Origin of the sequence: Streptomyces subrutilus, from assembly GCF_008704535.1 — a bacterium.
GTDB lineage: Bacteria > Actinomycetota > Actinomycetes > Streptomycetales > Streptomycetaceae > Streptomyces > Streptomyces subrutilus.
This window is the reverse complement of record NZ_CP023701.1, coordinates 121,673-145,262: the sequence shown is the minus strand read 5'-3', so window position 1 is coordinate 145,262 and position 23,590 is coordinate 121,673. Positions and strand designations below refer to the sequence as shown.

Below are 23,590 nucleotides of genomic sequence, written 5' to 3'. Positions count from 1 at the left end.
AGCCGCGCGCGACGAGCACCGACAGGAGGAGCCCCCGATGCACCGGACGACCCACCACGCCGGGCCCCCCGCCCCCGCCGGCCCGCCCGCCCCCGCCGGTCTGCAGGCGCCCGTCCACATCGCCGGACCGGAAGGCCCCTGGGAGGAACTCGCCGACCGGCTGGAGGACACCGGACGGGCCCTGCTCTGCACGACCTGGGGCCAGTGGCTGACCGCCGTCCTCCTGGACCCCGCACTGCGCCCGCTGCTCGCCGGGGACTGGCCGCGCTACCGGCAGACGCCGGCCGCGGCCGCCCGGATGCGGTTCGCCGTCTCGCGCGTGGTCCTCAAGTACACCGCCGCCACCGCCCTGGACGTCCCCCCGCACACCCTGGACCTGGCCCACCGCCCCGGCGGCCGGCCCGTCCTGCGCGGCGCCGAAGCCGGCGCCCGCATCGAGCTCGGCGTCGCCCACACCGGCGAACTCATCGCCGTCGGCGTCAGCCGCACCGGCCCCATCGGCGTGCACGCCGAACCGGCCGCCCGCGACCTGCCCTACGCGACCCTGCGCGACCAGCTGTGCACCCCACGGGAAGCCGCCGCCCTCGACGCCCTGCCCGCCGGCGAACGCCGCACCCGGCTGCTGTCGCTGTGGACCCTGCGCGAGGCCCACGCCCAGGCCCTGGGCCACGGCGCCCGCCACCGCATGCCGGCCCCCGCCCTCGGCCACGACACCCTCGGCCGGCCCTTCCTGCACACCCCGACCGGCCCCGACACCGACCCCGGCCACGACCCCCGCCCCGACACCGGCCCCGGTGCCGGTGCCGGTGCCGGGCGGCCGTCCGGGCCGTGGGAGGTGGCCGCCCACCTCGTCCAGGACCGCTACCTGCTCGCCGCCGCCCACCGCCCCCACCCCGCCCCCGCCGGCCCCGCCGGCCCCGCGGGCGCGGGCGGCGCCGCCCGCGCTCTCGACACCGCATCGCGGAGCACTGCAGGGCCGCTCAAGGAAACCGCCCCGCGGCCCGGCGGCGAACTACGCTTCCTGCGACCGGTCACCTCCGGCCGGGGCGAGGGAAGGCGGACGCCGTGAACGCAGCCGTGCACACGAGGCGACCGCCCCGGACGCCGTCCGCGCCCCGCCCGACCCGCCGTGCCGCCTGAACCGTGCCCGCGCCCCGGGCCCAGGCCCCCCACCCCGCCCGCCGTGCCCGCCCGCCCGCAGCCCCCGCCCGGGCCAGCCGGTGACCGGCCGGCCCGCCACCGCCGACCCGGCCGCGCCCCTGACCGTGGTCCACCACCTCCACCCCGCCGCCACCCCCCGCACCGAACCCGCGGCCGCGGCGGGCGGACGCGGCCTGGTCCTGGACGTACTCGGCCTGTCCGACGACGCGGACGCCGAACGGTTCACCGCGCGGATCGCCGAAGGCCACCGCCGCTACCACGTCGCCCTCCAGCCCCACGGCCCCGGCCGGCACACCCTGCGCCTGCACCCCGCCCCCGGACCCCACCAACCCCCCTGCCGCGACGGGCTGCTGGACGCCACCCTGCTGGCCGACCTCCTCGGCCCCCGGCCCGCCGACGGCCACCCCCTCGCCCTCACCGGCCACCAGCACGACCTGCTGCGCGAGGCCGTCACCACCCCCGGCGGCCCCGGCCTCTCCCTGCGCCAACTCCACTGGACCTGGACCGGACCACTGGACCGCGCCCGCTTCGACGCGGCCTGGCAGTCGGTGTGCGAACGGGAATCGATCCTGCGGGCCGCCCTGGACTGGACCGCGCAACCCCGCCTGGTCCTGCACCCGCACGCCGAAGTGGACATCGCCCACCACACCGGCCCCCACTGGCCGGACCTCCTCTCCCAGGACCGCCGACGCCCCTTCCCCCTGCACCGCCCGCCCCTGCTGCGCCTGACCGTCCTGCACCCCGCCCCCCACCCCCACACCCCGCACGCCCACACCCCGCACGCCCCCGCACGGCTGCTCCTGACCTGCCACCGCGCCCTCCTCGACGAACGCGGCGTGCGCCTGCTGCTGCGCGAGTTCTACCGCGCCTACCTCGCCGACGGCGTCCTGCCCGGCGGCGAACGCCGCCCCGACCTGCGCGACCACGCCCGCTGGCTGGCCCGCCAGGGCAGCGACGGCGCCCGCGAACTGTGGACGCGCACCGCACCCCCGCGCCACGCCGCGACCACCCCCGGCCGCCACCCCCACCCCGCCCCCGGACCCCCACCGGCCCCCGGACCGGACGGCGACCCCGGCAGCGGGCGGCTGCGCCGACGGCTGGAGGAACCCCACAGCTCCCGACTGCGGTCCTGGGCCGCGGCCCGCGGCGCCGGGGAGAGCAGCGCCCTGCACACGGTGTGGGCCCTGCTGCTCTACCGGGCGGCAGCCGGCGGCGCCGGGCAACCGCTGCGGGTGAGCTTCGCGGTGCGCCTCTCCGGCCGCGACAGCACCGCACCCTCCGGCGCGGGCATCCCCGGGCTGCTCGGCGGCCCGCTGCCGCTGACCGTGCGGGTCGACCGGGCACAGCCGCTGTCCGCGCTGCTGCGGCAGGTCCGCGACGCCCTGCTGGACCTGTCCGCGTACCCGTGGGTGTCCCAGGACCAGATCCGCGCGTGGAGCGGCCGCACCGGCCCGGAGGAACTGAGCGAGTCCGTCGTCGCCTTCGAGACCCCCGACACCCTCCCGGCCGCCCTGCGCGGCGAACTGCGGGCCCGGGGCATCACCGTGGACGAACCGCGCACCGCCGCCGAAGACGCCGCGCCCACCCCGCCCCTGGCCCTCACCGCCCGCCACGACGACACCGGAGCCCTGGTCCTGGACGCCGTCTACGACCGCGCGGTGTGGACCGACACGGACGCCCGCACCGTCCTGGGCCAGTGCCTGGCCCTGCTGGAGGCCCTGACCGAACTACCCGACCCCGACCCCGAATCCGACCCCGGCCCTGAATCCGACCCCGGCCCCGACGCCGGAACCGGTGCCGGGTCCGCACCCGGCCGACGCCCCCGCGGCGGAGCCGATCCCGCCGTCGGCCGGCTCCTGGACACCCTGGCCGCCGCCCCCGTGCCCGCCGCCCGCCCCCGCACCGGCCCCGCACCGGCCCGCCGCCCCGCCCTGCGGACCCTGCGCCGCGGAGAGCCCGCCGCGGACGTGATCTGCCTGCTCCGGGTGCCCGGGGCGGCGGCCGGGGTGCCGGAGCTGTTCGTCCGCGGCCACCGGGGCCCCGAGACGGTCCTGGCCCTGGAACTCGACGGCCCGCCCGACGCGGCCGCCGCAGCCGCCGTCCGAGCCGCAGCCGGTGCCGGTGCCGGCGGCGGCCCGCACGGCCCGGGACGGCTGCTGCTGTGCGGGCACGGCCCCGCCGCGGGCGCCGCGTACGCCCTCGCGCGGGCGCTCGCCGGCGCCCACCGCGCCCCCGGGAGCGGGGGCGGCGCGGTGGGAGTGGTCCTGACCGGCCTGGCCGGCCCCGGCGACAGCGCCCGCGCCCTCGCCCGGGGCCTGGCCGCCTCGACCTCCGTACGCCCCTGACCCGGCCCCGCACCCCCAAGGCCCCCGCCGGCCGCCCGCTCGCGCCCGTACGGGACACCCGCGCCCGAACACCACGGCAGGGCGGGCAGGGTGTGGCCGTGTGGCCGTGCGGTGGGGGAGCGGGGCGCGGGCAGCCCGCGCCCCGCACCCCCAAGGCCCCCGCCGGCCGCCCGCTCGCGCCCGTACGGGACACCCGCGCCCGAACACCACGGCAGGGCGGGCAGGGTGTGGCCGTGTGGCCGTGCGGTGGGGGAGCGGGGCGCGGGCAGCCCGCGCCCCGCACCCCCAAGGCCCCCGCCGGCCGCCCGCTCGCGCCCGTACGGGACACCCGCGCCCGAACACCACGGCAGGGCGGGCAGGGTGTGGCCGTGTGGCCGTGCGGTGGGGGAGCGGGGCGCGGGCTGCCCGCGGCGGCCCGGCGGGGGACCGGCGCGGGGCCGGCGGGGGCCCGGCGGGGCGGGTGGCGTACGGGAGCGGTAAGCGCCCCGGACCGTACGCACTGCACGGACCGCCCGCCCGAAGCCCGAAGCCCCTGAGCCCGAAGGCGAGGCCTTGAGCCCGAAGTCGAGGTCTGAGTCGACGAAGCCCGGGATCGAAGTCCCTTGAGTTGGGCGGGTGTTGTCGGGCGGGGTGGCGTGGCGGCGCCTCGTGCGGCGTGGCTGCGGTGGGGTGCGGCGCCACGGGGGCGGTCCCGTGCGGCCGGCCGGCGCGGTGCGGCGGGGGCGTCGGGCGCAGCGCGGTGCGGGGCGCTGCGGTGGGGCCCGGTGCGGCCGTGCGGTCCGGTGCCGGGCCGGGGTGCGGGCCCGGCCGGTCGGAGCGGGGGAGGGGCGGCTCAGGCGGCGAAGAGGTCGAACGTCGAGGTGCGCCGGGGTCCGGCGAGGACCTCCAAGGCGGGGTCGACGGCGAGCATGGCCTGGTGCAGGCGCTGCAGCTGCGGTGAGGGCTCCACGCCCAGGTCCTCGACGAGGCGTCCGCGCAGCCGCCGGTAGACGTCCAGGGCGGTCGCCTGGCGGCCGGAGCGGTAGAGCGCGACCATGACCTGCGAGTGCAGCCCCTCGTGCTGGGGGTGACGGGCGGTCAGGTCGGTGAGTTCGGCGATCAGTTCGCTGTGGCGTCCCAGGCGCAGGTCGGCGTCGATGCGCCGCTCCACGGTGACCAGGCGGCTCTCCTCCAGGCGCATCACCTCGATGTCGAGGATCGGCCCGACCCGTACGTCGACCAGCGCCGGCCCCCGCCACAGGTCCAGCGCGGCCCGCAGCCGGTCGGCGGCCAGCTGGCTGTCGCCCGCCTCGTAGGCGCCCTGGCCCTCGCGGATCAGCCGTTCCCAGTCGTGGACGTCGACGCTGTCCTCGGGTATCTGCAGCAGGTAGCCGCCGTGCCGGGTGGCCAGGACCTCCTTGGCGCCGCCCGGCGCGTCGGGTCCCATCGCGGTCCCCAGGCGGCGGCGCAGCTGCAGGATGTACGTCTGCAGGGTGGTCAGTGCGCTCTGCGGCGGCTGGGTCCCCCAGATCTCCTCCATGAGGGTGGGCACCGGCATCACGCGCCCGGGATACAGCGCGAGCAGCGACAGGACCTGTCTCGGCTTGCCCGCGGTCGGAACGATCGAGCCGCCGTTGACCTCGGCGCTCAACGGACCCAGAACCTGAATCCTCATGGTCTCCTCCGTACTCGTCGAGTCCCCCGGCCGTTTTCGACAGTTGGCCAGGGAACTGCCCCCGATGCGGGCACGCTAGCCGGGGTGGAGGTTTTCCATCCCCTTCCTGTAGCCGCTCTCTAGCCGCCTTCCATCACGGCACGTCGAGCGGGTGCGGGGGCGCGCGTCGGGGCGTCGGCCGCACGGGCGGCCGGGGCGGCGCAGACCGGTTCCCGACGGCCGGTTACGGCCAGTCGATGCGCTGCGGGCCGGCCGGCGCCCCCGGGGCCGCGCCCGGCGCGGCGGGCCCGGCGGCCGGGGCGACGGGCCAGTCGATCCGGCCGCCGCCCTCGTCGGCCCCGGCGGCCCCCGCGGCGGCCAGTACGGCCGCTCCTGCCAGCGCGGCGGCGGCGGCGATGCGGGCGATGCTCCTCATGGTGACTCCTCTGTGGCAACAAGCCGATCCGGCGTGGCAACTCCTCTGCCAAGAAGATTGGCAACACCCGCTCGGAATTCGCTCAAAACCCGCTGGAGAACCACTGGACCCCCCACCCGTAAACCCCCCCCAACCCGCCCCCGCACCCCCACCAGACCACCCCTGCTACCCCTGTGACCTGCACCGCAGGGGATGTGACAGAAACCGGCCCGCATCTTGCCAATTTTTGCCGCATTCCCCGGACTTGAGTATCGCCGGAGCGGACATTGCCAAAAGTCCCGACCGCTGGGCAAGGTATTGCCAAGCGTTTTGGCAACACAGGGAAAACCAGGGCCGGGCGAAACGTGCCGCGGCCCCCGCAGCGGGGGGAGGCCCCTGAAAATGAACACGCCGACGCACCACGCCCGGCACACGGCCCACCTGAACACCGCCTACGCCGGCCGGATGCCGCGGGCCGTGCGCGCCGTCCTCGCCGGGCGCACCGCCCACGACGACCGCCACACCGCCCCCGCACCCCCCGGACGGCCCGCCCCCCGCGAGAGGGCCCTCCACGAACTCCTCGGCCGCCTGCTGGGCGTGGCCGCCGACGACACCGTCCTGGCCACCGGCGCGGCCCAGGTCTTCGACGCCTACACCGCCCGCCTCGACCTCCGCCCCGGCGACCGGATCTGGACCACCCCCCACGAAGGCGTCGCCCAGCTGACCGCCCTGCACGCCCTGCGCGACCGCACCCGCGCCCGCCTGGAGACCGTCCCGCTGCGCACGGACGGCGACCTCGACCTGGACTGGATGCGCGAGCACCTCGACGACGACGTCGCCCTGGTCTCCGTCGTCCACGTCTCCGCCGCCTGCGGCACCCTCAACCCCGCCGAGGACATCGGCCGGCTCCTGGCACCCCACCGGGCCCGCTACCTCCTCGACGCCTCCCACTCCGCCGGCCAACTCCCCCTGGACGCCGCCCGCATCGGCTGCGACCTCCTGACGGCCGACGGCTTCCGCTTCCTGCGCGGCCCCCAGGACACCGGCTTCGCCTACCTGCGCCCCGGCCGCGAGGACACCCACCCCCAGGCACCCGCCCCCACCCCCGCCGCCGCGGCCGCCCTGGCCTGCGCCCTGGCCCACCCCGCCCCCGCCGCCCCCGACCTGCTGCCCCGGCTGCGGGCCGCCCTGCGGCAGATCCCCGGCACCGAACTCCTGCCCGCCGGCACCGCCCAGGCCGGCATCCTCGCCTTCCGCCACCCGCAGGTCCCCGCCGCCCTCCTGCGCCGCCGACTCGCCCGCCTGGGCGTCGCCGTCGCCAAGACCGTCGCCCAGGAAACCCCCCTCCACCCCGCCGGCCGGGGCGGCGCCACCGCCGTCCGCGTCTCCGTCACCGCCGACACCACCCCCCGCGACCTCGACCGCCTCACCCACGCCCTCGAACAGATCCTGCGCGAGGAACACCACACCACCACCAACACCGCCGCCGTCCACCCGCCCCGGCAGACCGCCGCCCCCGTGCGCGCCGCGGCCGGCCACAGCACCCCCCGCCCCGCCCACACCACCCCGCCGCCGCGCCGCGGCCACCTCACCCTGCACCTCACCCCCTGACCCGCCCCCGCCCGCCCGCCGCCTTCGCCACCCGCCCCGAACCGCCACCCGCCCGACACGAACCGGCCACCCCGCCCCGACCCGCCGCCCGACCCGCCGCCGCACCCGCCGCGCCGGAGCCACCACCGCGCCCTGTACGGACATTCGAGCCGACTTCCACGACCTCTTGAGCCCCGCGCGCGACGGTGGCTGGAATCCGGCCCCAGACCTGGAGGAGCTCCATGACCATCAGCGACGCGCCACCCCTGCCGGCCCTGGACCGCACGGCCGAACTGGCCGGCATCAAGGCCACCGCCCTCGCCGGCCCCGACGAACGCGCCACCCAGCGCCAGCACGACAAGGGCAAACTCACCGCCCGCGAACGCATCGAACGCCTCCTGGACCCCGACTCCTTCCACGAGATCGAGGCCCTGCGCCGCCACCGCGCCACCGGCCTCGGCCTGGAGGACAAACGCCCCTACACCGACGGAGTCGTCACCGGCTGGGGCACCGTCGAGGGCCGCACCGTCTTCGTCTACGCGCACGACTTCCGGATCTTCGGCGGCGCCCTGGGCGAAGCCCACGCCGAGAAGATCCACAAGGTGATGGACCTCGCCGAGTCCGCCGGCGCCCCGCTCGTCTCCCTCAACGACGGCGCCGGCGCCCGCATCCAGGAAGGCGTCTCCGCGCTCGCCGGCTACGGCGGCATCTTCCAGCGCAACACCCGCGCCTCCGGCGTCATCCCCCAGATCAGCGTGATCGTGGGACCCTGCGCCGGCGGCGCCGCCTACTCCCCGGCCCTGACCGACTTCGTGTTCATGGTCCGCGGCACCTCCCAGATGTTCATCACCGGCCCCGACGTCGTCCGCGCCGTCACCGGCGAGGAGATCTCCCACAACGGCCTCGGCGGCGCCGACGTCCACGCCGCCGTCTCCGGCGTGGCCGCCTTCGCCTACGACGACGAGGACAGCTGCCTGCAGGACGTACGCCACCTGCTGTCCCTGCTCCCCGCCAACAACCGCGAGACCGCCCCCCACGAACCGGGCGAGGACCCCGCCGACCGGCGCACCGACGCCCTGACCCGGATCGTCCCCGCCAACCCGCAACAGGCCTACGACATCCGCAAGGTCGTCGAGGAGATCGCCGACGACGGCGAGTACTTCGAGATCCAGCCCGCCTGGGCCGCCAACGTGGTCTGCGCCCTCGCCCGCCTCGACGGCCACGTCACCGGCTTCGTCGCCAACCAGCCCGCCCACCTCGCCGGCGTCCTCGACATCCACGCCAGCGAGAAGGCCGCCCGCTTCGTACAGTTCTGCGACGCCTTCAACATCCCCCTGGTCACCCTCGTCGACGTCCCCGGCTTCCTGCCCGGCGTCGACCAGGAACACGGCGGCATCATCCGCCACGGCGCCAAACTGCTCTACGCCTACTGCAACGCCACCGTCCCGCGGATCTCCCTGGTCCTGCGCAAGGCCTACGGCGGCGCGTACATCGTCATGGACTCCCGCTCCATCGGCGCCGACCTCGCCCTGGCCTGGCCCAGCAACGAGATCGCCGTCATGGGCGCCGAAGGCGCCGCCAACGTCATCTTCCGCCGCGAGATCGCCGCCGCCGCCGACCCCGACCAGATGCGCGCCCAGAAGATCAAGGAGTACCAGGCCGAACTCATGCACCCCTACTACGCCGCCGAACGCGGCCTGGTCGACGACGTCATCGACCCGGGGGAGACCCGCACCACCCTCGTCGCAGCCCTGGCCATGCTCCGCACCAAATACGCCGGCCTGCCCTCCCGCAAGCACGGAAACCCCCCGGTATGAGCACCCACCCCGCACCCTCCCCGCCACCCGCCCCCGACCCGGAATCCGGCGCCGGCCCGGTGCCCGACCCGCCACCCGCCTGGACCATCACCCGCGGCCGGCCCGACCGGGCCGAGACCGCCGCCGTCCTGGCCGTCCTGACCGCCTGGCTCGGCCGCACCCGGGCCCCCGCCCCCGCACCGCCCCCGCCCCCCGCCCGCGCCGCCTGGGACCGCCCCCCGGCCCGCCCGCTGCCCCGCGCCGGAACCTGGCGCCCGCACTGACCCCGCCCACCGGCCCGCACCCCGCACCCCGGCCCGCACCCCGTACGCCGTGACGGAGCGGGCCGGTCCGGTCCGGGGCCGGGCCGCCTCCATCCGCCTTCCGCCGCGCCCCGAGCGCCCTGCGCCACCCTGACGGCGTCCAGGACAGCGACGGAGGGATAGCAATGACGCCGAAGGCGAGAGACAAGGCCCCCGACCGGCCCGTGGCCCTGGTCACCGGAGCCACCAGCGGCATCGGCCTGGCCGTCGCCCGCGACCTGGCCACCCGCGGCCACCGCGTGTTCCTGTGCGCCCGCACCGAGACCGCCGTCAAACAGACCGTCGCCGACCTCCAGGCCGAAGGCCTCACCGTGGAGGGCACCGCCGCCGACGTACGCGACCGCACCGCCGTCCGGGCCCTGGTCGCCGCCGCCACCACCACCTACCGGGCGCCCGTCAGCATCCTGGTCAACAACGCCGGCCGCAGCGGCGGCGGCGCCACCGCCGGCATCACCGACGAACTGTGGCACGACGTCATCGACACCAACCTCAACAGCGTCTTCCTCCTCACCCGCGAAGTCCTCAACGCCGGCGGCCTGTCCACCGCACCCTGGGGCCGCATCATCAACATCGCCTCCACCGCCGGCAAACAGGGCGTCCTGCTCGGCGCCCCCTACTCCGCCTCCAAACACGCCGTCATCGGCTTCACCAAAGCCCTCGGCAAGGAACTCGCCCCCACCGGCACCACCGTCAACGCCGTCTGCCCCGGCTACGTGGAAACCCCCATGGCCGCCCGCGTCCGCACCGGATACGCCCAGGTGTGGGACACCACCGAGGAGTACGTCCAGGAACAGTTCGAGGCCAAGATCCCCCTCGGCCGCTACTCCACCCCCGAAGAAGTCGCCGGCCTCGTCGGCTACCTGACCACCGACCTCGCCGCGTCCATCACCGCCCAGGCCCTCAACGTGTGCGGCGGACTCGGCAACGCCTGACCACCCCACCCGCCACCCCACCCCGCCCGCACCGAAAAAAGGGGCCCCGGACGGTCCACCCGTCCCGGGCCCCTCACGCCGTACCCGCCCGGGCCGCCGCTCACAACACCGCCGGCGACCCCGACACGTCCCGCACCACGGCCGCCGGAGCGATCCCCGACTCCCGCCACCGGGCCACCACCCCACCCTCCACCGGCTCCCCGGCCAGCAGCACGTGCCGCAGCGAGGGAAGCGTGCTCCCCAGCGCCGCCTGCGTCAGCCGGGCGAACGCCGACGGCAGCTGCGTCAGCACCGTCACCCCGTGCCCCGCCAACAGCCGCACGAAAGCCCCCGCGTCCCCGGCCGCCTCCCGGCCCGCCACCACCATCCGCCCGCCCGACAGCAGCGGACCCCACGGCTCGCGCATGCCCACCTCCAGGCTCATCGAATGGAACGACGCCCACACGTCGTACGGGCCCGCCTCCAACAACGGCACCACGGCATCCACCCACGCCAGCACGTCCAGGTGGCTCACCACCCGCACACCCGCCGCCCGCCCCGGCTCACCGCCCGCCGGCAGCGCCACGAACGCGGCCCCCGGACCGATCTCGCACACCGCCCGCACCCGCGGCCGCACCGCGATCACGAACCGGCCCGTCTTGGCCACCGGCACCTCGTCGCGCAGCAGCACCCCGTCGGAGACCACCATCTCCACACCGGCCTCGCGCATCATGAACTCCTGCAGGCCCGCACGGTGCCCCGACTCCAACGGCAGCACCGCCGCCCCCGCCCGCATCACCCCGACCACCGCCGCCGCCGACACGTGCGAACGCCGCACCCGCACCGCCACCGCCGCACCGGGCCCCGCCCGCCCCGACAACCGCCGGGCGACGTCGTCCGCCAGCCAGTCCAACTCCAGATAGGTCGAGGCCCCCTCCCCGTCCTGAGCGGCCACCCGCCCCGCATGACGGGCGGCCGCCGCCGCGAACCGCGTGTCGATGCGCTCCCGGCGCTCGGACCGCCCGGCCGCCGGGTCCAGCCCGATCCGGCCCAGCACCCCCGCCAGATCGGCCGACAACCGGTCGAGCTCCTGATGGTCCCCACTGGCGTTCATACGGCCTCCCGGCGAACGGATCGGTACTCCGGCGCCGATGGTGTCCCGCCCGACCGGAGGACCGCTCAAGTCTCGCCGTACACGACCGCTCGACACCGGCTGGAGACCCCCTCGAACCCCCGCCCACACCAGGTCGAGAACAGCTCCAAGGGCCCTGGCCCACCCCCACCGCCCATGCCTACGATTCCCGGGCTCACGCCGAAGCCACACGCTGCCCGCCGCGCTCCGAGACGACCACTCGTGGACGCACGCACATGGAACTGAGCTTTGTGGCTATGGCCCGTCTCGCGAGACTGGATTTGACTGTACTCATGACTCAGAACACGCAGATCACCCTCATCATCGGCGGCACCGGCAAGACCGGCCGCCGCGTAGCCGAGAAGCTCACCGCGCAGGGCCGCGAGGTCCGCATCGGATCGCGCAGCGCCGAGCCCGCCTTCGACTGGCACGACCCCAAGACCTGGGAGCCGGCCCTCGCGGGCGTCGACCGCGTCTACGTCACCTACTACCCCGACCTCGCCTTCCCCGGCGCCGCCGAGCAGGTCGGCGAATTCTCCAAGGTCGCCGTCGCCGCCGGCGCCCGCCGCCTGGTCCTGCTGTCCGGCCGCGGCGAAGAGGCCGCCGAGGTCTCCGAGGACAACCTCAAGGCATCCGGCGCCGACTGGACCATCGTCCGCTCCAGCTGGTTCAACCAGAACTTCTCCGAGAGCTTCTTCCTGGAGCCCGTCCTGGCCGGCGAGATCGCCCTGCCCACCGGTGACGCCGTCGAGGCGTTCGTCGACGCCGACGACATCGCCGACGTCGTCGTCGCCGCCCTCACCGACGACAAGCACATCGGCAAGACCTACGCCCTGTCCGGCCCGCGCCTGCTCAGCTACAGCGACGTCGCCGCCGAACTGACCAAGGCCACCGGACGCGAGATCCAGTACATCTCCGTCACCAACGAGGAGTACCGCGCCGTCCTGCGCGAGAACAACCTCCCCGAGGAGTTCGCCGACCTCTTCACCATGATCCTCGACGGCCGCAACGCCCACCTGGTGCACGGCGTCGAGGAAGCCCTGGGCCGCAAGCCCAAGGACTTCGCCGACTTCGCCCGCGAAGCCGCAGCGACCGGCGTCTGGAACGTCTGACGACACCGCCGCCACCCCCTCCCACCCAAGCCCCTTGACCCGGGCGGCGACTCTGGTACGGCCGCCGCCCGGTGCTCGGGACCCGGCACCGGGCAGGGACACACCGGCACCCCGCACCACGTACAGGCACCACGCACCACCGCACCACGTACAGGCACCACGCACGGGCACCCCGTGCCAGGCACCGCGCACCGACCGACCGGCAGGAGGCCGCCATGCCCACTCCCCAGCCGTTCTCCAGCGAACACGGACTCCACTCGCTGCCCCCCTACTTCCACGGCTTCGCCCTCATGCACATCGCGATGCGACGCGACGCGGCCCGGCTGCGCGCCGCCGCCCCCACGTGGAACGGCGCCGGCGGCGACTGGTGGCAGCGGCTGCGCGAGGTCATCGAATGGCACCACACCAGCGAAGACGACGTCCTGTGGCCCGGACTGCGCCGCAAGGACGCCGACTTCGACGCCCAGGCCCGCGAACTCCACGACGACCACGAAGAACTCGACGCCGCGATGCACGCCGTCTCCACCGCCATCGCCCGCCGCGGCGACGGCCTCCCGCACGCCGCCCGGACCTTCGAAGCCGTCCTCCACGACCACCTGCGCGACGAAGAACGCATCGTCTTCCCCGTCTTCGACCGACTCGGCGAACGCGCCTACCTCGCCGAAGAACGCAAGGTCGTCTCCAGCGCCCCGATGCGCGTCATGACCCACCTCCAGCCGTGGATGTTCGACGGCGCCCCCCGCCAGTCCGTCGCCCACGTCTCCGCCACCATCCCGCCGCCCGTCCGGCTGATCGGCGCGACCCTGCTGCAACGGCGCTACGAACGCACGCTGAAGGGAATCCTGAAGTGACCAGCACCACCACCCAATCCGTGACCCTCGTGGCGGCCACCGTCGGCACCGGACTGATGGCAGGCCTCTACTTCGCCTTCGACATCTCCGTCATGCCCGGCCTCGCCCGCGGCGACGACCACACCTACGTCACCGCCATGCGCAACATCAACGAGGCCATCGACAACGGCCTGTTCGGCCTGCTCTTCCTCGGCGCGTTCCTCGCCACCGGCGTCGCCGCCACCCAGCAGCAGCGCCGCGGCCGCCCCGACGCCGCCCGCTGGGGCTGGCTCGCCTTCGCCCTCTACGGCCTCTCCCTGATCGTCACCGCGATCGTCAACATCCCCCTCAACAACCAACTCGCCCGCGCCGGCGCCGACGCCACCGCCGCCCGCACCCGCTTCGGCGGCCGCTGGACCACCGGCAACGCCGTCCGCACCCTGGCCTGCACCGCCGCCCTCGCCGCCCTCGGCCGCGCCCTCACCCTCCACGGCCGCGCCTCCGCCTAGGGCGTCTCTTCCGGATCCTGCCTGACCCGCGCCGCCCGGCACCGCACCTCGCCGCCTTGGCGGAACACCACGTACGTCCAGTACTCCGGCGTCCCACCAAGGCGCCGATGCACGGCACCGGACGACGCCGGCTCAACCCGCACGATCCGAAAGAGACGACCCAGGCCGCCCCCGCGGACCACACCGGCCCCGGCACCTCCACCCGGGCCGGCCCCCGATCCACCCCCACCCGCACCACGGCACCACCCCACGAACGGCGCCCGCTCTCTTACTTCCGTCCCCCGCGGGAGAGCGGGCGCTTCGCCGCGCCCCCAGACAAGGACACCCCATGGACGCGCTGACCGGCCTCCTGGAAGGCCCCAAAGCCCGCGGAGCCTTCCTCCTGAAATCCGTCTTCAACCCGCCCTGGTCCCTGCGCGTCCAGGACCGCGCCCCGCTCTCCGTCGTCACCATGGTCCACGGCGACGCCTGGCTCCTGCCCGACCACGGCGCCCCCGTCCTCATCCGCCCCGGCGACGTCGCCGTCGTCCGCGGCCCCGAGCCCTACACCGTCGCCGACACCCCCGACACCCCCGTCCAGATCACCGTCGGCCCCGAACAGCGCTGCACCACCCAGGAAGGCCAGGACGTCACCGACGTCCTCGCCCTCGGCGTCCGCACCTGGGGCGACGACTTCCAGGACGCCGGCTCCGCCGTCATGCTCAGCGGCACCTACCAGGCCCCCAGCGAAATCGGCCGCCGCCTCCTGAGCGCCCTGCCCACCCTCCTGGTCCGCCCCGCCACCCCCACCGCCGACCACACCCTGGTCACCCTCCTCACCGCCGAGATCTCCAAAGACGAACCCGGCCAGGAAATCGTCCTCGACCGCCTCCTGGACCTCCTCCTCATCGGCGTCCTGCGGACCTGGCTCGCCGCCCCCGCCAGCGGCGCCCCCTCCTGGTACCGCGCCCAGGGCGACCCCGTCGTCGGACCCGCCCTGCGCCTCCTGCACGAGAACCCCGCCCACGGCTGGACCGTCGCCGAACTCGCCCTGAAAGTCGGCGTCTCCCGCGCCTCCATGGCCCGCCGCTTCACCGACATCGTCGGCGAACCCCCCGTCGCCTACCTCACCGGCTGGCGCCTGGCCCTCGCCGCCGACCTCCTGCGCGAACCCGACGCCACCATCGCCACCGTCGCCCGCCGCGTCGGCTACAGCTCCGCCTTCGCCCTGTCCACCGCCTTCAAACGAGTACGCGGCATCAGCCCCCAGGAATACCGCACCCACACCCAGCCCGACGACGCCACCACCGCCACCCCCACCCCCGCGCACCGTCGTCCTGCCCGCCCCCTGACAGCCCGCCGCCCGCCGCCCGGCCCCCACACGGGCCGCACGGCGGGCGGACACCCGGCCCGCACACCGGGCCCGCACACCCGGCACCCTCAGCCGGCCCCCCGCACCACCGCCGTCAGCACCAGCCCCGAACCGGCCAGCCACCGGCCCCCGTACACCGGGTCCACACCCCCCGCCGGCACCCCCGCCGGCGGACACACCGTCGCGGTGAACGTCCCGGCCGCCGACAGCGACACCGTCGCGTCCCGAAACCCCAGCCACAGGCCCGTCGCCGGATACCACGCCTTGTACAGGGCCTCCTTCGCCGAGAACAGCACCCGCTCCCACGGCACCGACGCGTCCACCGCCGCCAACGCCGCCAGCTCCGCCCGCTCCGCCTCCGAAGTGATCAGACCCAGCACCCCCCGCGGCAGCGGACCGGCCGGCTCCGCGTCGATGCCCAACGCCGCCACCGCCCCCGCCTCGGCCACCACCGCCCCCCGATACCCGTCACAGTGCGTCAGCGAACCCACCACCCCCACCGGCCACTGCGGCGCCCCGCCCCGACCCGGCAACAACGCCACCGGCGGACGACCCAACTCCGCCAGAGCGGCCCGCGCACACCCCCGCACCGTCGCGAACTGCCGCCGCCGGCGCGCCCGACGGCCCTCCATCAACACGGCCTCGGCCTCGAACAACACGACGGGCGCCTCGTCGTCGAAGGCCTCCGACGACGAGACGCCCGCAGGCAGCAGCACCTCGATCATCGCGAGGCGAGCTCCCCGACAGCCGCGACCACCAGCAGCGGACGCTCCAGCGGCAGCATGTGACCCGCACCCGCCACCGACTCGAACCGCGCCCGCGGCAGCACCCCGGCCAGCGTCCGCGCCAACTCGACCGCGATCACCTTGTCACCCTCCCCGTGCACCACCACCGCCGGAATCGTCACCGACGCCAGCGCCTCGCGCACGTCCCAGCCCCGCGTACAGCGGAAGAAGTCCGCCCGCACCCGCGGCACCGTCCCCGCGAACAGCTGACGGTTCACATCCAGCACCACCGGATCCACACCCTTGCCCATCGTGGACCCCAGCAGCCTGCCGCCCAGCCACCCGCGGCGCAGCGCCCACGAGAAGACGGCACTGCCCATCATCTTCACCTCGCTGTCCGGGGTGTCCTGGCCGTGCGCCGCCGTCCCCAGCAGCACCAGACCGCGCAACCGGCCCGCCGACGGCGACGTCGAGGCGTACGACAGGGCGGCGAACCCGCCCCCCGAATGACCCACGACCACCGCCTCCCGCGCACCGGTCTCACCCAGCACCGCCGCCAGGTCCGCGCCCAGCCGCTCCACCGACACCGCGGTGCGGCCCAGCGTGGACGCACCGTGACCGCGCTGGTCGTAGAGCACCACCCGGTGCCCCGCCCGGATCAGCCGGTCGGCGACCGTGCCCCACACCCGGCGGGCGTGCGCCCACCCGTGCACCAGCACCACGTCACCGGCCGGCACCGTCCCGGCCAGCGGCGCCAGGACCGTCACCGCCAGATCGGCGCCGTCGTCCGTGCGCACCGTCAGCTCGCAGGTGACCTCCGGAGCCGTCGTCACCGCTTCACCGCCGACAGCTGCCGGTCCAGCGACTCGAACGCCGCCAGCGTCGCCTTCGAGTGCTCCACACCCAGGTCGGCGACCTTCGCCAGCACCTTCAGCCAGCCGTGCGGGCTGCCCGTGAAGTGCATCGAGATCCGGGTACGCCCGCCCTCCAGCGGCTCCAGCAGGAACGTGCTCGGCCCGCGGAAGACACCCTCCACGTACTCGATGTCCAGCCGCCGGCCCGGCTCCACCGCCACCGTCCGAGAGGTGAACCGCAGCTTCAGCCCGCCGTTGCCCTCGCCCTTGGTGTGGACCGTCACGCCCACCTTCCCGCCCACCGCGTCCGGCGCACCCGACACGGCCGTGAACGTGTTGTGCGGCACCCACCACTTCTTCGCGCCGCGGAACTCCGCGACGAGCGCGTCCCAGACGGCATCCGCCGGGGCGTCGATCACCGCCTCGTCGATCAGGTCGTACGTCGTCATCTCCAAGCCTCCACTCGGTACGGAAACAGAAAAGGGCGGCGGGGGCGGGGACCCTCACCCCACCCCCGCCGCCGGGACCCCACAGCCGGCCCGGACTCCGCCGTCAGGCGAAGAAGCCCTGGCCGGGCGTGAAGATGTTGTTCGGGTCGAACTTCCGCTTGGCGTTGACGAAGCCGCTCCAGCGGTTGCCGAAGTGCTTCTTCCAGTCCGCGCCCGTCATCGGGATCGACCCCACCAGGTACCGCTTGGCACCCAGCGCCACGGCCACGTCGTACAACCGCCGGTTCTGGTCGATCATGCCCTGGATGTTGGGCTCACCCGGGTTGGGGAAGCGCAGCAGGTCGAACAGGTAGACCACCGACTCGTTGGGCATCATCGCCAGCGGCCGCTTGATCTTCGAGGTGTGGAACGGGTAGAAGAGCAGGAACCCGCCGCCCAGCGAACTCGCGTCCAGCTCCTGCTCGACCTGCTTCATGAACGTCTTGGTCTTCGACGCCGGCAGGAACATGCTCAGCCACGGCTTGGGCGTGTACCAGTGGCCGCCCTCCTTCAGGTACGCCTCGTAGGCGTCCAGACGGAACATGTAGTCCCGGAACGACACGTCCTCGATGACCGCGTCCGCCCGCACGTCCTTCAGGTCGCACAGCAGCCGCGTCCGGTTCGGCGGCGTCGTGCTGTACGTCGCCCCGACCTCCAGCTTGTAGCGCCACCCCGAGTTGTCCGGGGTGCGCAGCATCTCACCGGCGTGGACCTGGAACCGGCTGTCGGCCAGCACCTTCTCCGAGTCGGCCAGGTACTGCTCCACCGAGCTGTAGAACAGGCTGAAGATGACCGCCCGCTTCGGCGCCGGCACCAGCTTGACCGTCGCCCGCACGATGATGCCGACCTGGCCGCCGCCCGACAGCGCCGCGTTGAACAGGTCCGACCGCTGGCTCGCCGTCGCCGTCACCAGCTTGCCGTCACCGGTGATGATGTCGATCGACTTCACCGTGTCGCACAGCAGACCGTACTTCTGCACGGTCCCGCCGATACCGCCGATGCTGATCGTCCCGCCGACCGAGATGTACAGGTAGTCCGGGAGGGCCGGCGGGGTCTTGCCCACCGCCAGCGCGGCGTCCGTCAGCTGGCCCCAGGTCACCCCCGCCTCGACCACGGCCTGGTCGCCGCCGATCGACACGATCTTCGACATGCCCTTGGCATCGATGGAGATGCCGCCCGGCACCCGCGCCTGGCCGTACACCGAGTGCGACTCGATGTCGTCGCCCGTACCGCCCTGACCGTTCACGGCGACCTTGATGCCGTTGGCCCGGGCATAGTTGACGATCTTGACGATGTCGTCGATGTGGCCCGGACGGAGCACCGCCCACGGCTTGCTCGGGTCACCGTCGAAGAGGTGCCCGAAGTCGTTGGCGAACGCCTCGACCGTCGCGGGCGTCGTCTCCAGCGTGCCGACCAGTCCCGGCACCGGCACGACATCGGGATTGCGGGCGGCCTCGGCGGCCGTCGCCCACGTCTGGTCCACCGCGTTCCAGCCGACCACGGCCACGGCCGTCGCCGCGATGGAGCCGAGGACCCGGCGGCGGGAAGGCTCGGCGCTCACGCCGGCATCGGTTCTAGGGGTGCTGCTCATCTTTCTGCGTCTCCTACTGGTGAGGTACCGGCTTGGTGCTGCGTACCTGGGAAGCGAGCTGGTACTCGCTCAGGTCGAGGCGCTTGGTACCGCGGCGGAACCGCCACGTGTACGTCGGGAAGATCGAGGTGTTGCGGCCGTTCGCGTCGAGGTACCAGCTCTTGCAGCCGCCCGACATCCACACCGTGCCCTCAAGGTGCCCGTCGAGCTTGCGGTTGTAGGCGTCCTGCGCCTCCTGGCGGACCTCGATGCTGGCCAGACCCCGCTTGGCGGCCTGCTGCAGCGAGTCCACGACGTACTGGACCTGCGCCTCGATCATCACGGTCTGCGAGGAGTGCCCCAGCGCCGTGTTGGGACCCAGCAGCATGAACAGGTTCGGGAACCCGGCGATCGTGGTCCCCCGGTGCGCGGACATGCCGTCCTTCCACGTCTCGCGCAGGCTCACCCCGCCCCGGCCCCAGATCCGCCGCGCGACCGGACGGTCGGTGGCCTGGAACCCGGTGCCCAGGATGATGGTGTCGACCTCGCGCTCCACCCCGTCCGACCCGACGATCGACCGCGCCCGGACCTCCGCGATCCCGTCGCTGACGATCTCCACGTTGGGCTGCTGGATCGCCGGGTACCAGGTGTTGGAGAACAGCAGGCGCTTGCACGCCACCAGGTAGTCGGGCGTCAGCCGGGCGCGCAGCGCCTCGTCGGCCACCGACTTCTTCAGGTGGTCGCTCGCCATCTTCTGGACCTTCTCGGCGAGCTTGGGGCGCTTCCAGAAGAACGCCAGGATCTCCCGGCCCCACATGTTGAAGCCCCGCCGGAACTTCTGGTAACCCGGCAGCGAACGCAGCAGCTTGGTGTGCAGCTCGCTGTTGGCCTTGTCGGGCTTGGGACCGATCCACGGGGGAGTGCGCTGGTAGAGGTCCAGCTGCCCGACCTCCGGCTGGATCGCCGGCACGAACTGGATCGCCGAGGCGCCGGTGCCGATGACGGCGACGCGCCGGCCGGCCAGGTCGTGGTCGTGGTCCCAGTCGGAGGAGTGGAAGACCTTCCCCTCGAACCCGTCCAGGCCCTTGATGTCCGGCACCGCCGCCTCGCTGAGGTAGCCGGTACCCGTCACCAGGAACTGGGCGGTGTACTCGCCCTGGGAGGTCTCGATCCTCCAGTGCCGCTCGCCCTCGTCCCAGCGGGCGGCCTCCAGCTCGTGCCCGAACCGGATGTGCGGGCGCACCCCGAAACGGTCGGCCGTATCGCGCAGGTAGGCGTACAGCTCGTCCCGCGAGGCGAACGTCGACTTCCAGTTCGGGTTCCGGGCGAAGGAGAACGAGTAGAGGTGGGACATGACGTCGCACGCACAACCCGGATAGCTGTTGTCGCGCCAGGTGCCGCCGACCTCGTCAGCCCGCTCGAACACCAGGAAGTCGTCGATGCCCGACTGCAGCAGCCGGACGGCGGTGCCCAGGCCCGAGAACCCGGTACCGATGACCGCGACCCGCAGGTGCCGGGTCGGGCCGCGGCCACCGGGAGCCGGCTCGGTGCCCGTCCGGGCACCGCCGTCCTTGGCCGGTTCGAGAATGCTCGTCACGTCTGGCTCCCTTAGCGGCGCGTGATGGTGACGCGGAAGTTGTTGAAGAACTTGTCCTCGAGGGTGTACGCGAAGATGTCCAGGTAGCGCTCGAAGCGCGAGACGACCTCCTCGCCCTCCAGGGCCACGGCCTCGTCCCGGCGCTCCGCCAGCAGCACCAGCCACGCCCGGCACGCCATCGCGAACGACTCGCGCTCGTTGACGACCTCGTCGATCTCGAAGAGGCCCTCGGCCGCCGCGCTCAGCTCGCTCAGGTGCGGGATGTGGCAACCCTCGAACTCGGAGCGCTGCAGGAACTTCAGGTCGTCCAGCAGCGCCCGGTTCATCGGCAGCGCCTCGGCCGTCATCGTGTGCAGCACGAACTTCGCACCCGGGTTCAGGGCGTTCGCGACCTGCTGGAAGAAGTACCGGTAGCGCTTGGTGCGCTCCTTGGGCGGCAGGTTGGAGGACACGAAGTGCTCCAGCGCGTTGATGCAGAACGCCGCGTCGTACTTCTCGCTGTCGTCGGCGACCTTGTAGTCGGCCCAGCTCTGCACCAGCGTGGTGATCTTCGGGTTGCCGAGGCCGTCGATGAAGGCCTCCTGCGTACGCGACAGGGTCAGGCCCACGGCCCGCTCCGCGCCGTGCACGGTGGTGAGGCGGTTGAGCATCGTGCCCCAGCCGCAGCCGATGTCCAGGACGCGCCCGGTGGCCGGGGTGACGTTCGCGAGCTCCGCGAACTTGTCGAGCTTGCGGTACTGCGCCTCGTCGAGCGCGGCGTTGAGGTCCTCGCCGGCCTCCCAGTAACCGCCGGAGTACATCATCGAGGGGCCCAGCAGGAGCCGGTAGAAATCGTTGCTGACCTCGTAGTGGTGCCTGATCGCATCGACCTCGGGGTCCACCGACTTGGGGGCGACCGTTGTCATCCTGATCCTCTTTCCTGCGTGTCCGGCGGGCCGTATTTCCTAATTCGCGTCCGAGGAAACCCGATGCCCCGCAAGGCGGGCGCAAGACGGACCGCATTCACGCCAACGTCCCGTGTTGCGGCTTCCTTGCGGGGGCGGGGATTTCATCACTCTCGAAAACAGACACGCACTGCCGAGTTGCATTGCCGAGAGAGGACCGACCCCATGTCGCTGCCCACCATCGAAGAACTGGCGAGCCAGCTCGAGGCCGTTTCTGGTGCCGCAGAGGTCAGCCCCGACGCCCCGCTCCAGCACATCGCGGACGTCGACTCGCTGGACCTGATGGAGTGGCTGTACGGATTCCAGAACCAGTACCCGCACATCCCGGCCGACGAGTCGCTCTTCGCCGACCTCGACGACACGACCACCCTGCGTGACGTGTACGCGAAGATCGTCGACCTCGCCCCGGCTCAGGCGTAGCGGGGGGTGACGTGACCGGCTTCGACATCACCGGGTGGGGCATGTCCGTACCCGAACGCATCGTCACCAGTGCCGAGCTCGCCGAACGGTTCGGTGTCGACGAGCACTGGGTCGTCAGCCGCTGCGGGATCCGCGAGCGGCGGGCGGTCAACCCGGGGCAGACCACCGCCTCCCTGGCCGTCGAGGCCGGCCGGCGCGCGCTGGACAAAGCGGGTCTGACCGGCGCCGACATCGCCCACCTCATCGTGGCGACCGCCACGCCCGAGCAGCCCTCCCCGGCGACGTCCGCGTTCGTCCACCACGAACTGGGCATCTCCGGGAGCGCGCACGACGTCAACTCCGAGTGCGCGGGCTTCGTCTACGGGCTGGTGTCGGCGATGGCACTCATCGCCATCGACCCCCGCCCGATCCTGCTCATCGGCTCCGACACCCACACCCTGACGGCCAACCCGGCCGACCGGGACCTGTCCATCCTCGTCGGGGACGGCGCCGGCGCCGTCGTCCTGCAACCGGGCGCCGAGAACCGGGTCAAGGCCTGGAACCTGGGCGCCGACGGCGCCTGCACCGGCTCCCTCAAGGTCCTCGCCGGCGGCAGCCGGATGCCCACCACCCAGGAGACCCTGGACGCGGGCCTGCACTACGCGCAGATCAACGGCAACGAGATCTACCTCAACGCCGTCCGCTACACCGTGCGCACGGTCCGCGAGACGCTGGAGAGCGCCAAGGTCGACGCGGCCGACATCGACCACGTCGTCCCGCACCAGGCCAACATCAGGATCATCAACTCGATCCTCTCGCACACCGGGCTGCGGCCCGAAGCACTGATCACCAACCTGCAGAAGTACGGCAACACGGCCTCGGCGTCGATCCCCATCGCGCTGACCGAGGCCCTCGAAGAGGGCCGCATCAAGGCCGGCGACAAGGTCCTGCTGGCCGGCTTCGGAGCCGGCATGACCTGGGGATCGATCCTGATGGAATGGGGCGGTGTCGCGGCATGAGCAAGAACGGAGCGGGCAAGCGCCCGGACTCCCCGGTCGCGCTCGTGACCGGCGCCTCGGGCGGCCTCGGCCAGGCCCTGGCGCTGGAACTCGACGCCCTGGGCTGCCGGGTCGCCGTCCACTACAACAGCTCCAAGGAGGCCGCCGAGGCCGTCCGCGAGAAGCTGACCAACCCCTCGGTGCTGGTCACCGGCGACGTCGGATCGTGGGAGGCCACCCAGGCCCTCCACGCCCACATCACCGCCGAACTCGGCCCCGTGGACGTCCTGGTCAACAACGGCGCCATCCGCAAGGACAGCCTGATGGCCATGCAGAACCCGGCCGACTGGGCCCAGGTCATCCAGACCAACCTGATCGGCTCCTTCCACACCGCCCGCGTCTCGGTGCCGCACATGCTGCGCCAGCGCTGGGGCCGCGTGATCAACATCGTGTCCCCCTCGGGCATCATCGCGACCGCCGGCCAGACGGCGTACTCGGCCTCCAAGGCGGGCCTGATCGGCTTCACCCGCACCCTCGCCTCGGAGTGCGGCCGGCGCGGGGTCACCGTCAACGCGCTGTCACCCGGCTTCATGATCACGGGAATGACCAACACCCTTCCCGACCGGGTCATCGAGGGCATGGAGGACAAGGCCCCCATCCCGCGGTTCGTCACCGTCGAGGAGGTCGCCCGCAGCGCGGCCCTCTTCCTCGACCAGGACTGCATGACCGGCCAGGTCATCAGCATCGACAGCGGGGTCTCCATCACCTGACCCCCGCTGCCCCGCCCGGCCCCGGCCTCCCACCCCCCCCAGGGAGGCCGGGGCCGCTCCGCCGTCCCCGTCCCGCCCCCGCCGCCCGCCCGCCCGCCGCCCGGCCCGCGGAACCGCCCGGACGCGGTACGGCGCAC

Annotated in this window: 21 protein-coding genes and 1 pseudogene; 13 read left to right on the top strand and 9 right to left on the bottom strand. The window is 73.8% G+C overall.

Annotated features, from left to right (window positions below):
- Positions 1-37: 37 nt before the first annotated feature.
- The gene (locus tag CP968_RS00665) at positions 38-1,069 is read left to right on the top strand and encodes a 4'-phosphopantetheinyl transferase family protein (protein ID WP_150516126.1); all 1,032 of its coding nucleotides are present in this window, start codon (positions 38-40) and stop codon (positions 1,067-1,069) included.
- A gap of 151 nt (positions 1,070-1,220) precedes the next feature.
- Positions 1,221-3,506 carry a condensation domain-containing protein gene (locus tag CP968_RS00660; protein WP_150516125.1) on the top strand — a complete coding sequence of 762 codons (2,286 nt, stop codon included), beginning with the start codon at positions 1,221-1,223 and terminating at the stop codon, positions 3,504-3,506.
- Between the two features lie 832 nt (positions 3,507-4,338).
- Here the strand turns inward: CP968_RS00660 and CP968_RS00655 are convergent.
- Both CP968_RS00655 and CP968_RS00650 read right to left on the bottom strand, forming a co-directional pair.
- Complete coding sequence (locus CP968_RS00655) at positions 4,339-5,160, bottom strand: AfsR/SARP family transcriptional regulator (RefSeq protein WP_150516124.1); 822 nt, start codon at positions 5,158-5,160, stop codon at positions 4,339-4,341.
- 223 nt (positions 5,161-5,383) lie between these two features.
- A complete protein-coding gene (locus CP968_RS00650; protein WP_150516123.1) occupies positions 5,384-5,575 on the bottom strand; it encodes a hypothetical protein in 192 nt (63 codons plus the stop codon).
- Between the two features lie 381 nt (positions 5,576-5,956).
- Here CP968_RS00650 and CP968_RS00645 point away from each other — a divergent pair, with 381 nt between their 5' ends.
- The 4 genes from CP968_RS00645 (at position 5,957) to CP968_RS00630 (ending at position 10,195) form a co-directional block, all read left to right on the top strand.
- Positions 5,957-7,165 carry an aminotransferase class V-fold PLP-dependent enzyme gene (locus CP968_RS00645; protein WP_150516122.1) on the top strand — a complete coding sequence of 403 codons (1,209 nt, stop codon included), beginning with the start codon at positions 5,957-5,959 and terminating at the stop codon, positions 7,163-7,165.
- A gap of 221 nt (positions 7,166-7,386) precedes the next feature.
- The gene (locus tag CP968_RS00640) at positions 7,387-8,961 is read left to right on the top strand and encodes an acyl-CoA carboxylase subunit beta (RefSeq protein WP_150516121.1); all 1,575 of its coding nucleotides are present in this window, start codon (positions 7,387-7,389) and stop codon (positions 8,959-8,961) included.
- Positions 8,958-9,224, top strand: coding sequence for a hypothetical protein (locus CP968_RS00635; RefSeq protein ID WP_150516120.1), 267 nt, complete (start codon positions 8,958-8,960; stop codon positions 9,222-9,224). The genes CP968_RS00640 and CP968_RS00635 overlap by 4 nt, the downstream gene beginning before the upstream one ends.
- A 164-nt stretch (positions 9,225-9,388) precedes the next feature.
- Positions 9,389-10,195 carry an SDR family NAD(P)-dependent oxidoreductase gene (locus CP968_RS00630; protein ID WP_150516119.1) on the top strand — a complete coding sequence of 269 codons (807 nt, stop codon included), beginning with the start codon at positions 9,389-9,391 and terminating at the stop codon, positions 10,193-10,195.
- A gap of 100 nt (positions 10,196-10,295) precedes the next feature.
- Here the strand turns inward: CP968_RS00630 and CP968_RS00625 are convergent, their stop codons facing one another.
- Complete coding sequence (locus tag CP968_RS00625; protein WP_150516118.1) at positions 10,296-11,288, bottom strand: AMP-binding protein; 993 nt, start codon at positions 11,286-11,288, stop codon at positions 10,296-10,298.
- Positions 11,289-11,599: 311 nt separating this feature from the next.
- Here CP968_RS00625 and CP968_RS00620 point away from each other — a divergent pair, with 311 nt between their 5' ends.
- The 4 genes and pseudogenes from CP968_RS00620 to CP968_RS00605 all read left to right on the top strand — a co-directional run.
- On the top strand, positions 11,600-12,418 hold the full coding sequence (locus tag CP968_RS00620; RefSeq protein WP_189829205.1) for an NAD(P)H-binding protein: 819 nt from the start codon (positions 11,600-11,602) through the stop codon (positions 12,416-12,418).
- 215 nt (positions 12,419-12,633) lie between these two features.
- Positions 12,634-13,269: a hemerythrin domain-containing protein gene (locus tag CP968_RS00615; RefSeq protein WP_150516117.1), complete on the top strand. Its 636-nt coding sequence runs from the start codon at positions 12,634-12,636 to the stop codon at positions 13,267-13,269.
- Positions 13,266-13,757 (top strand): anthrone oxygenase family protein, encoded by a 492-nt coding sequence (locus CP968_RS00610; protein ID WP_229886949.1) that lies wholly within the window; start codon positions 13,266-13,268, stop codon positions 13,755-13,757. Before CP968_RS00615 ends, CP968_RS00610 begins: the two co-directional genes overlap by 4 nt.
- Before the next feature lie 328 nt (positions 13,758-14,085).
- Positions 14,086-15,015 (top strand): annotated as a pseudogene (locus tag CP968_RS00605) (AraC family transcriptional regulator); the annotation flags it as partial.
- 161 nt (positions 15,016-15,176) lie between these two features.
- On the opposite strand, the gene CP968_RS35260 reads toward CP968_RS00605, so the two are convergent.
- The 6 genes from CP968_RS35260 to CP968_RS00575 all read right to left on the bottom strand — a co-directional run bounded on the left by CP968_RS35260 (position 15,177) and on the right by CP968_RS00575 (position 21,247).
- Positions 15,177-15,833 (bottom strand): 4'-phosphopantetheinyl transferase family protein, encoded by a 657-nt coding sequence (locus CP968_RS35260; protein WP_150516116.1) that lies wholly within the window; start codon positions 15,831-15,833, stop codon positions 15,177-15,179.
- Positions 15,830-16,666: an alpha/beta fold hydrolase gene (locus tag CP968_RS00595; protein ID WP_229886948.1), complete on the bottom strand. Its 837-nt coding sequence runs from the start codon at positions 16,664-16,666 to the stop codon at positions 15,830-15,832. The genes CP968_RS35260 and CP968_RS00595 overlap by 4 nt, the downstream gene beginning before the upstream one ends.
- Positions 16,663-17,136 carry an SRPBCC family protein gene (locus CP968_RS00590; protein ID WP_189829203.1) on the bottom strand — a complete coding sequence of 158 codons (474 nt, stop codon included), beginning with the start codon at positions 17,134-17,136 and terminating at the stop codon, positions 16,663-16,665. Before CP968_RS00590 ends, CP968_RS00595 begins: the two co-directional genes overlap by 4 nt.
- A gap of 103 nt (positions 17,137-17,239) precedes the next feature.
- On the bottom strand, positions 17,240-18,766 hold the full coding sequence (locus tag CP968_RS00585) for an FAD-binding protein (protein ID WP_150516115.1): 1,527 nt from the start codon (positions 18,764-18,766) through the stop codon (positions 17,240-17,242).
- Between the two features lie 13 nt (positions 18,767-18,779).
- Positions 18,780-20,342, bottom strand: coding sequence for a flavin-containing monooxygenase (locus CP968_RS00580; RefSeq protein WP_150516114.1), 1,563 nt, complete (start codon positions 20,340-20,342; stop codon positions 18,780-18,782).
- 11 nt (positions 20,343-20,353) lie between these two features.
- Positions 20,354-21,247 carry a class I SAM-dependent methyltransferase gene (locus tag CP968_RS00575; RefSeq protein WP_150516113.1) on the bottom strand — a complete coding sequence of 298 codons (894 nt, stop codon included), beginning with the start codon at positions 21,245-21,247 and terminating at the stop codon, positions 20,354-20,356.
- Positions 21,248-21,451: 204 nt separating this feature from the next.
- On the opposite strand from CP968_RS00575, the gene CP968_RS00570 reads away from it, so the two are divergent.
- Genes CP968_RS00570 through CP968_RS00560 form a run of 3 tightly spaced genes read left to right on the top strand, consistent with a single transcriptional unit; the run spans position 21,452 to position 23,453 of the window.
- On the top strand, positions 21,452-21,706 hold the full coding sequence (locus CP968_RS00570; protein ID WP_073920488.1) for a hypothetical protein: 255 nt from the start codon (positions 21,452-21,454) through the stop codon (positions 21,704-21,706).
- 11 nt (positions 21,707-21,717) lie between these two features.
- Positions 21,718-22,704, top strand: a complete 987-nt coding sequence (locus tag CP968_RS00565; RefSeq protein WP_150516112.1) for a 3-oxoacyl-ACP synthase III family protein — start codon at positions 21,718-21,720, stop codon at positions 22,702-22,704.
- Complete coding sequence (locus tag CP968_RS00560) at positions 22,701-23,453, top strand: SDR family NAD(P)-dependent oxidoreductase (protein ID WP_150516111.1); 753 nt, start codon at positions 22,701-22,703, stop codon at positions 23,451-23,453. Before CP968_RS00565 ends, CP968_RS00560 begins: the two co-directional genes overlap by 4 nt.
- Positions 23,454-23,590 lie beyond the last annotated feature (137 nt).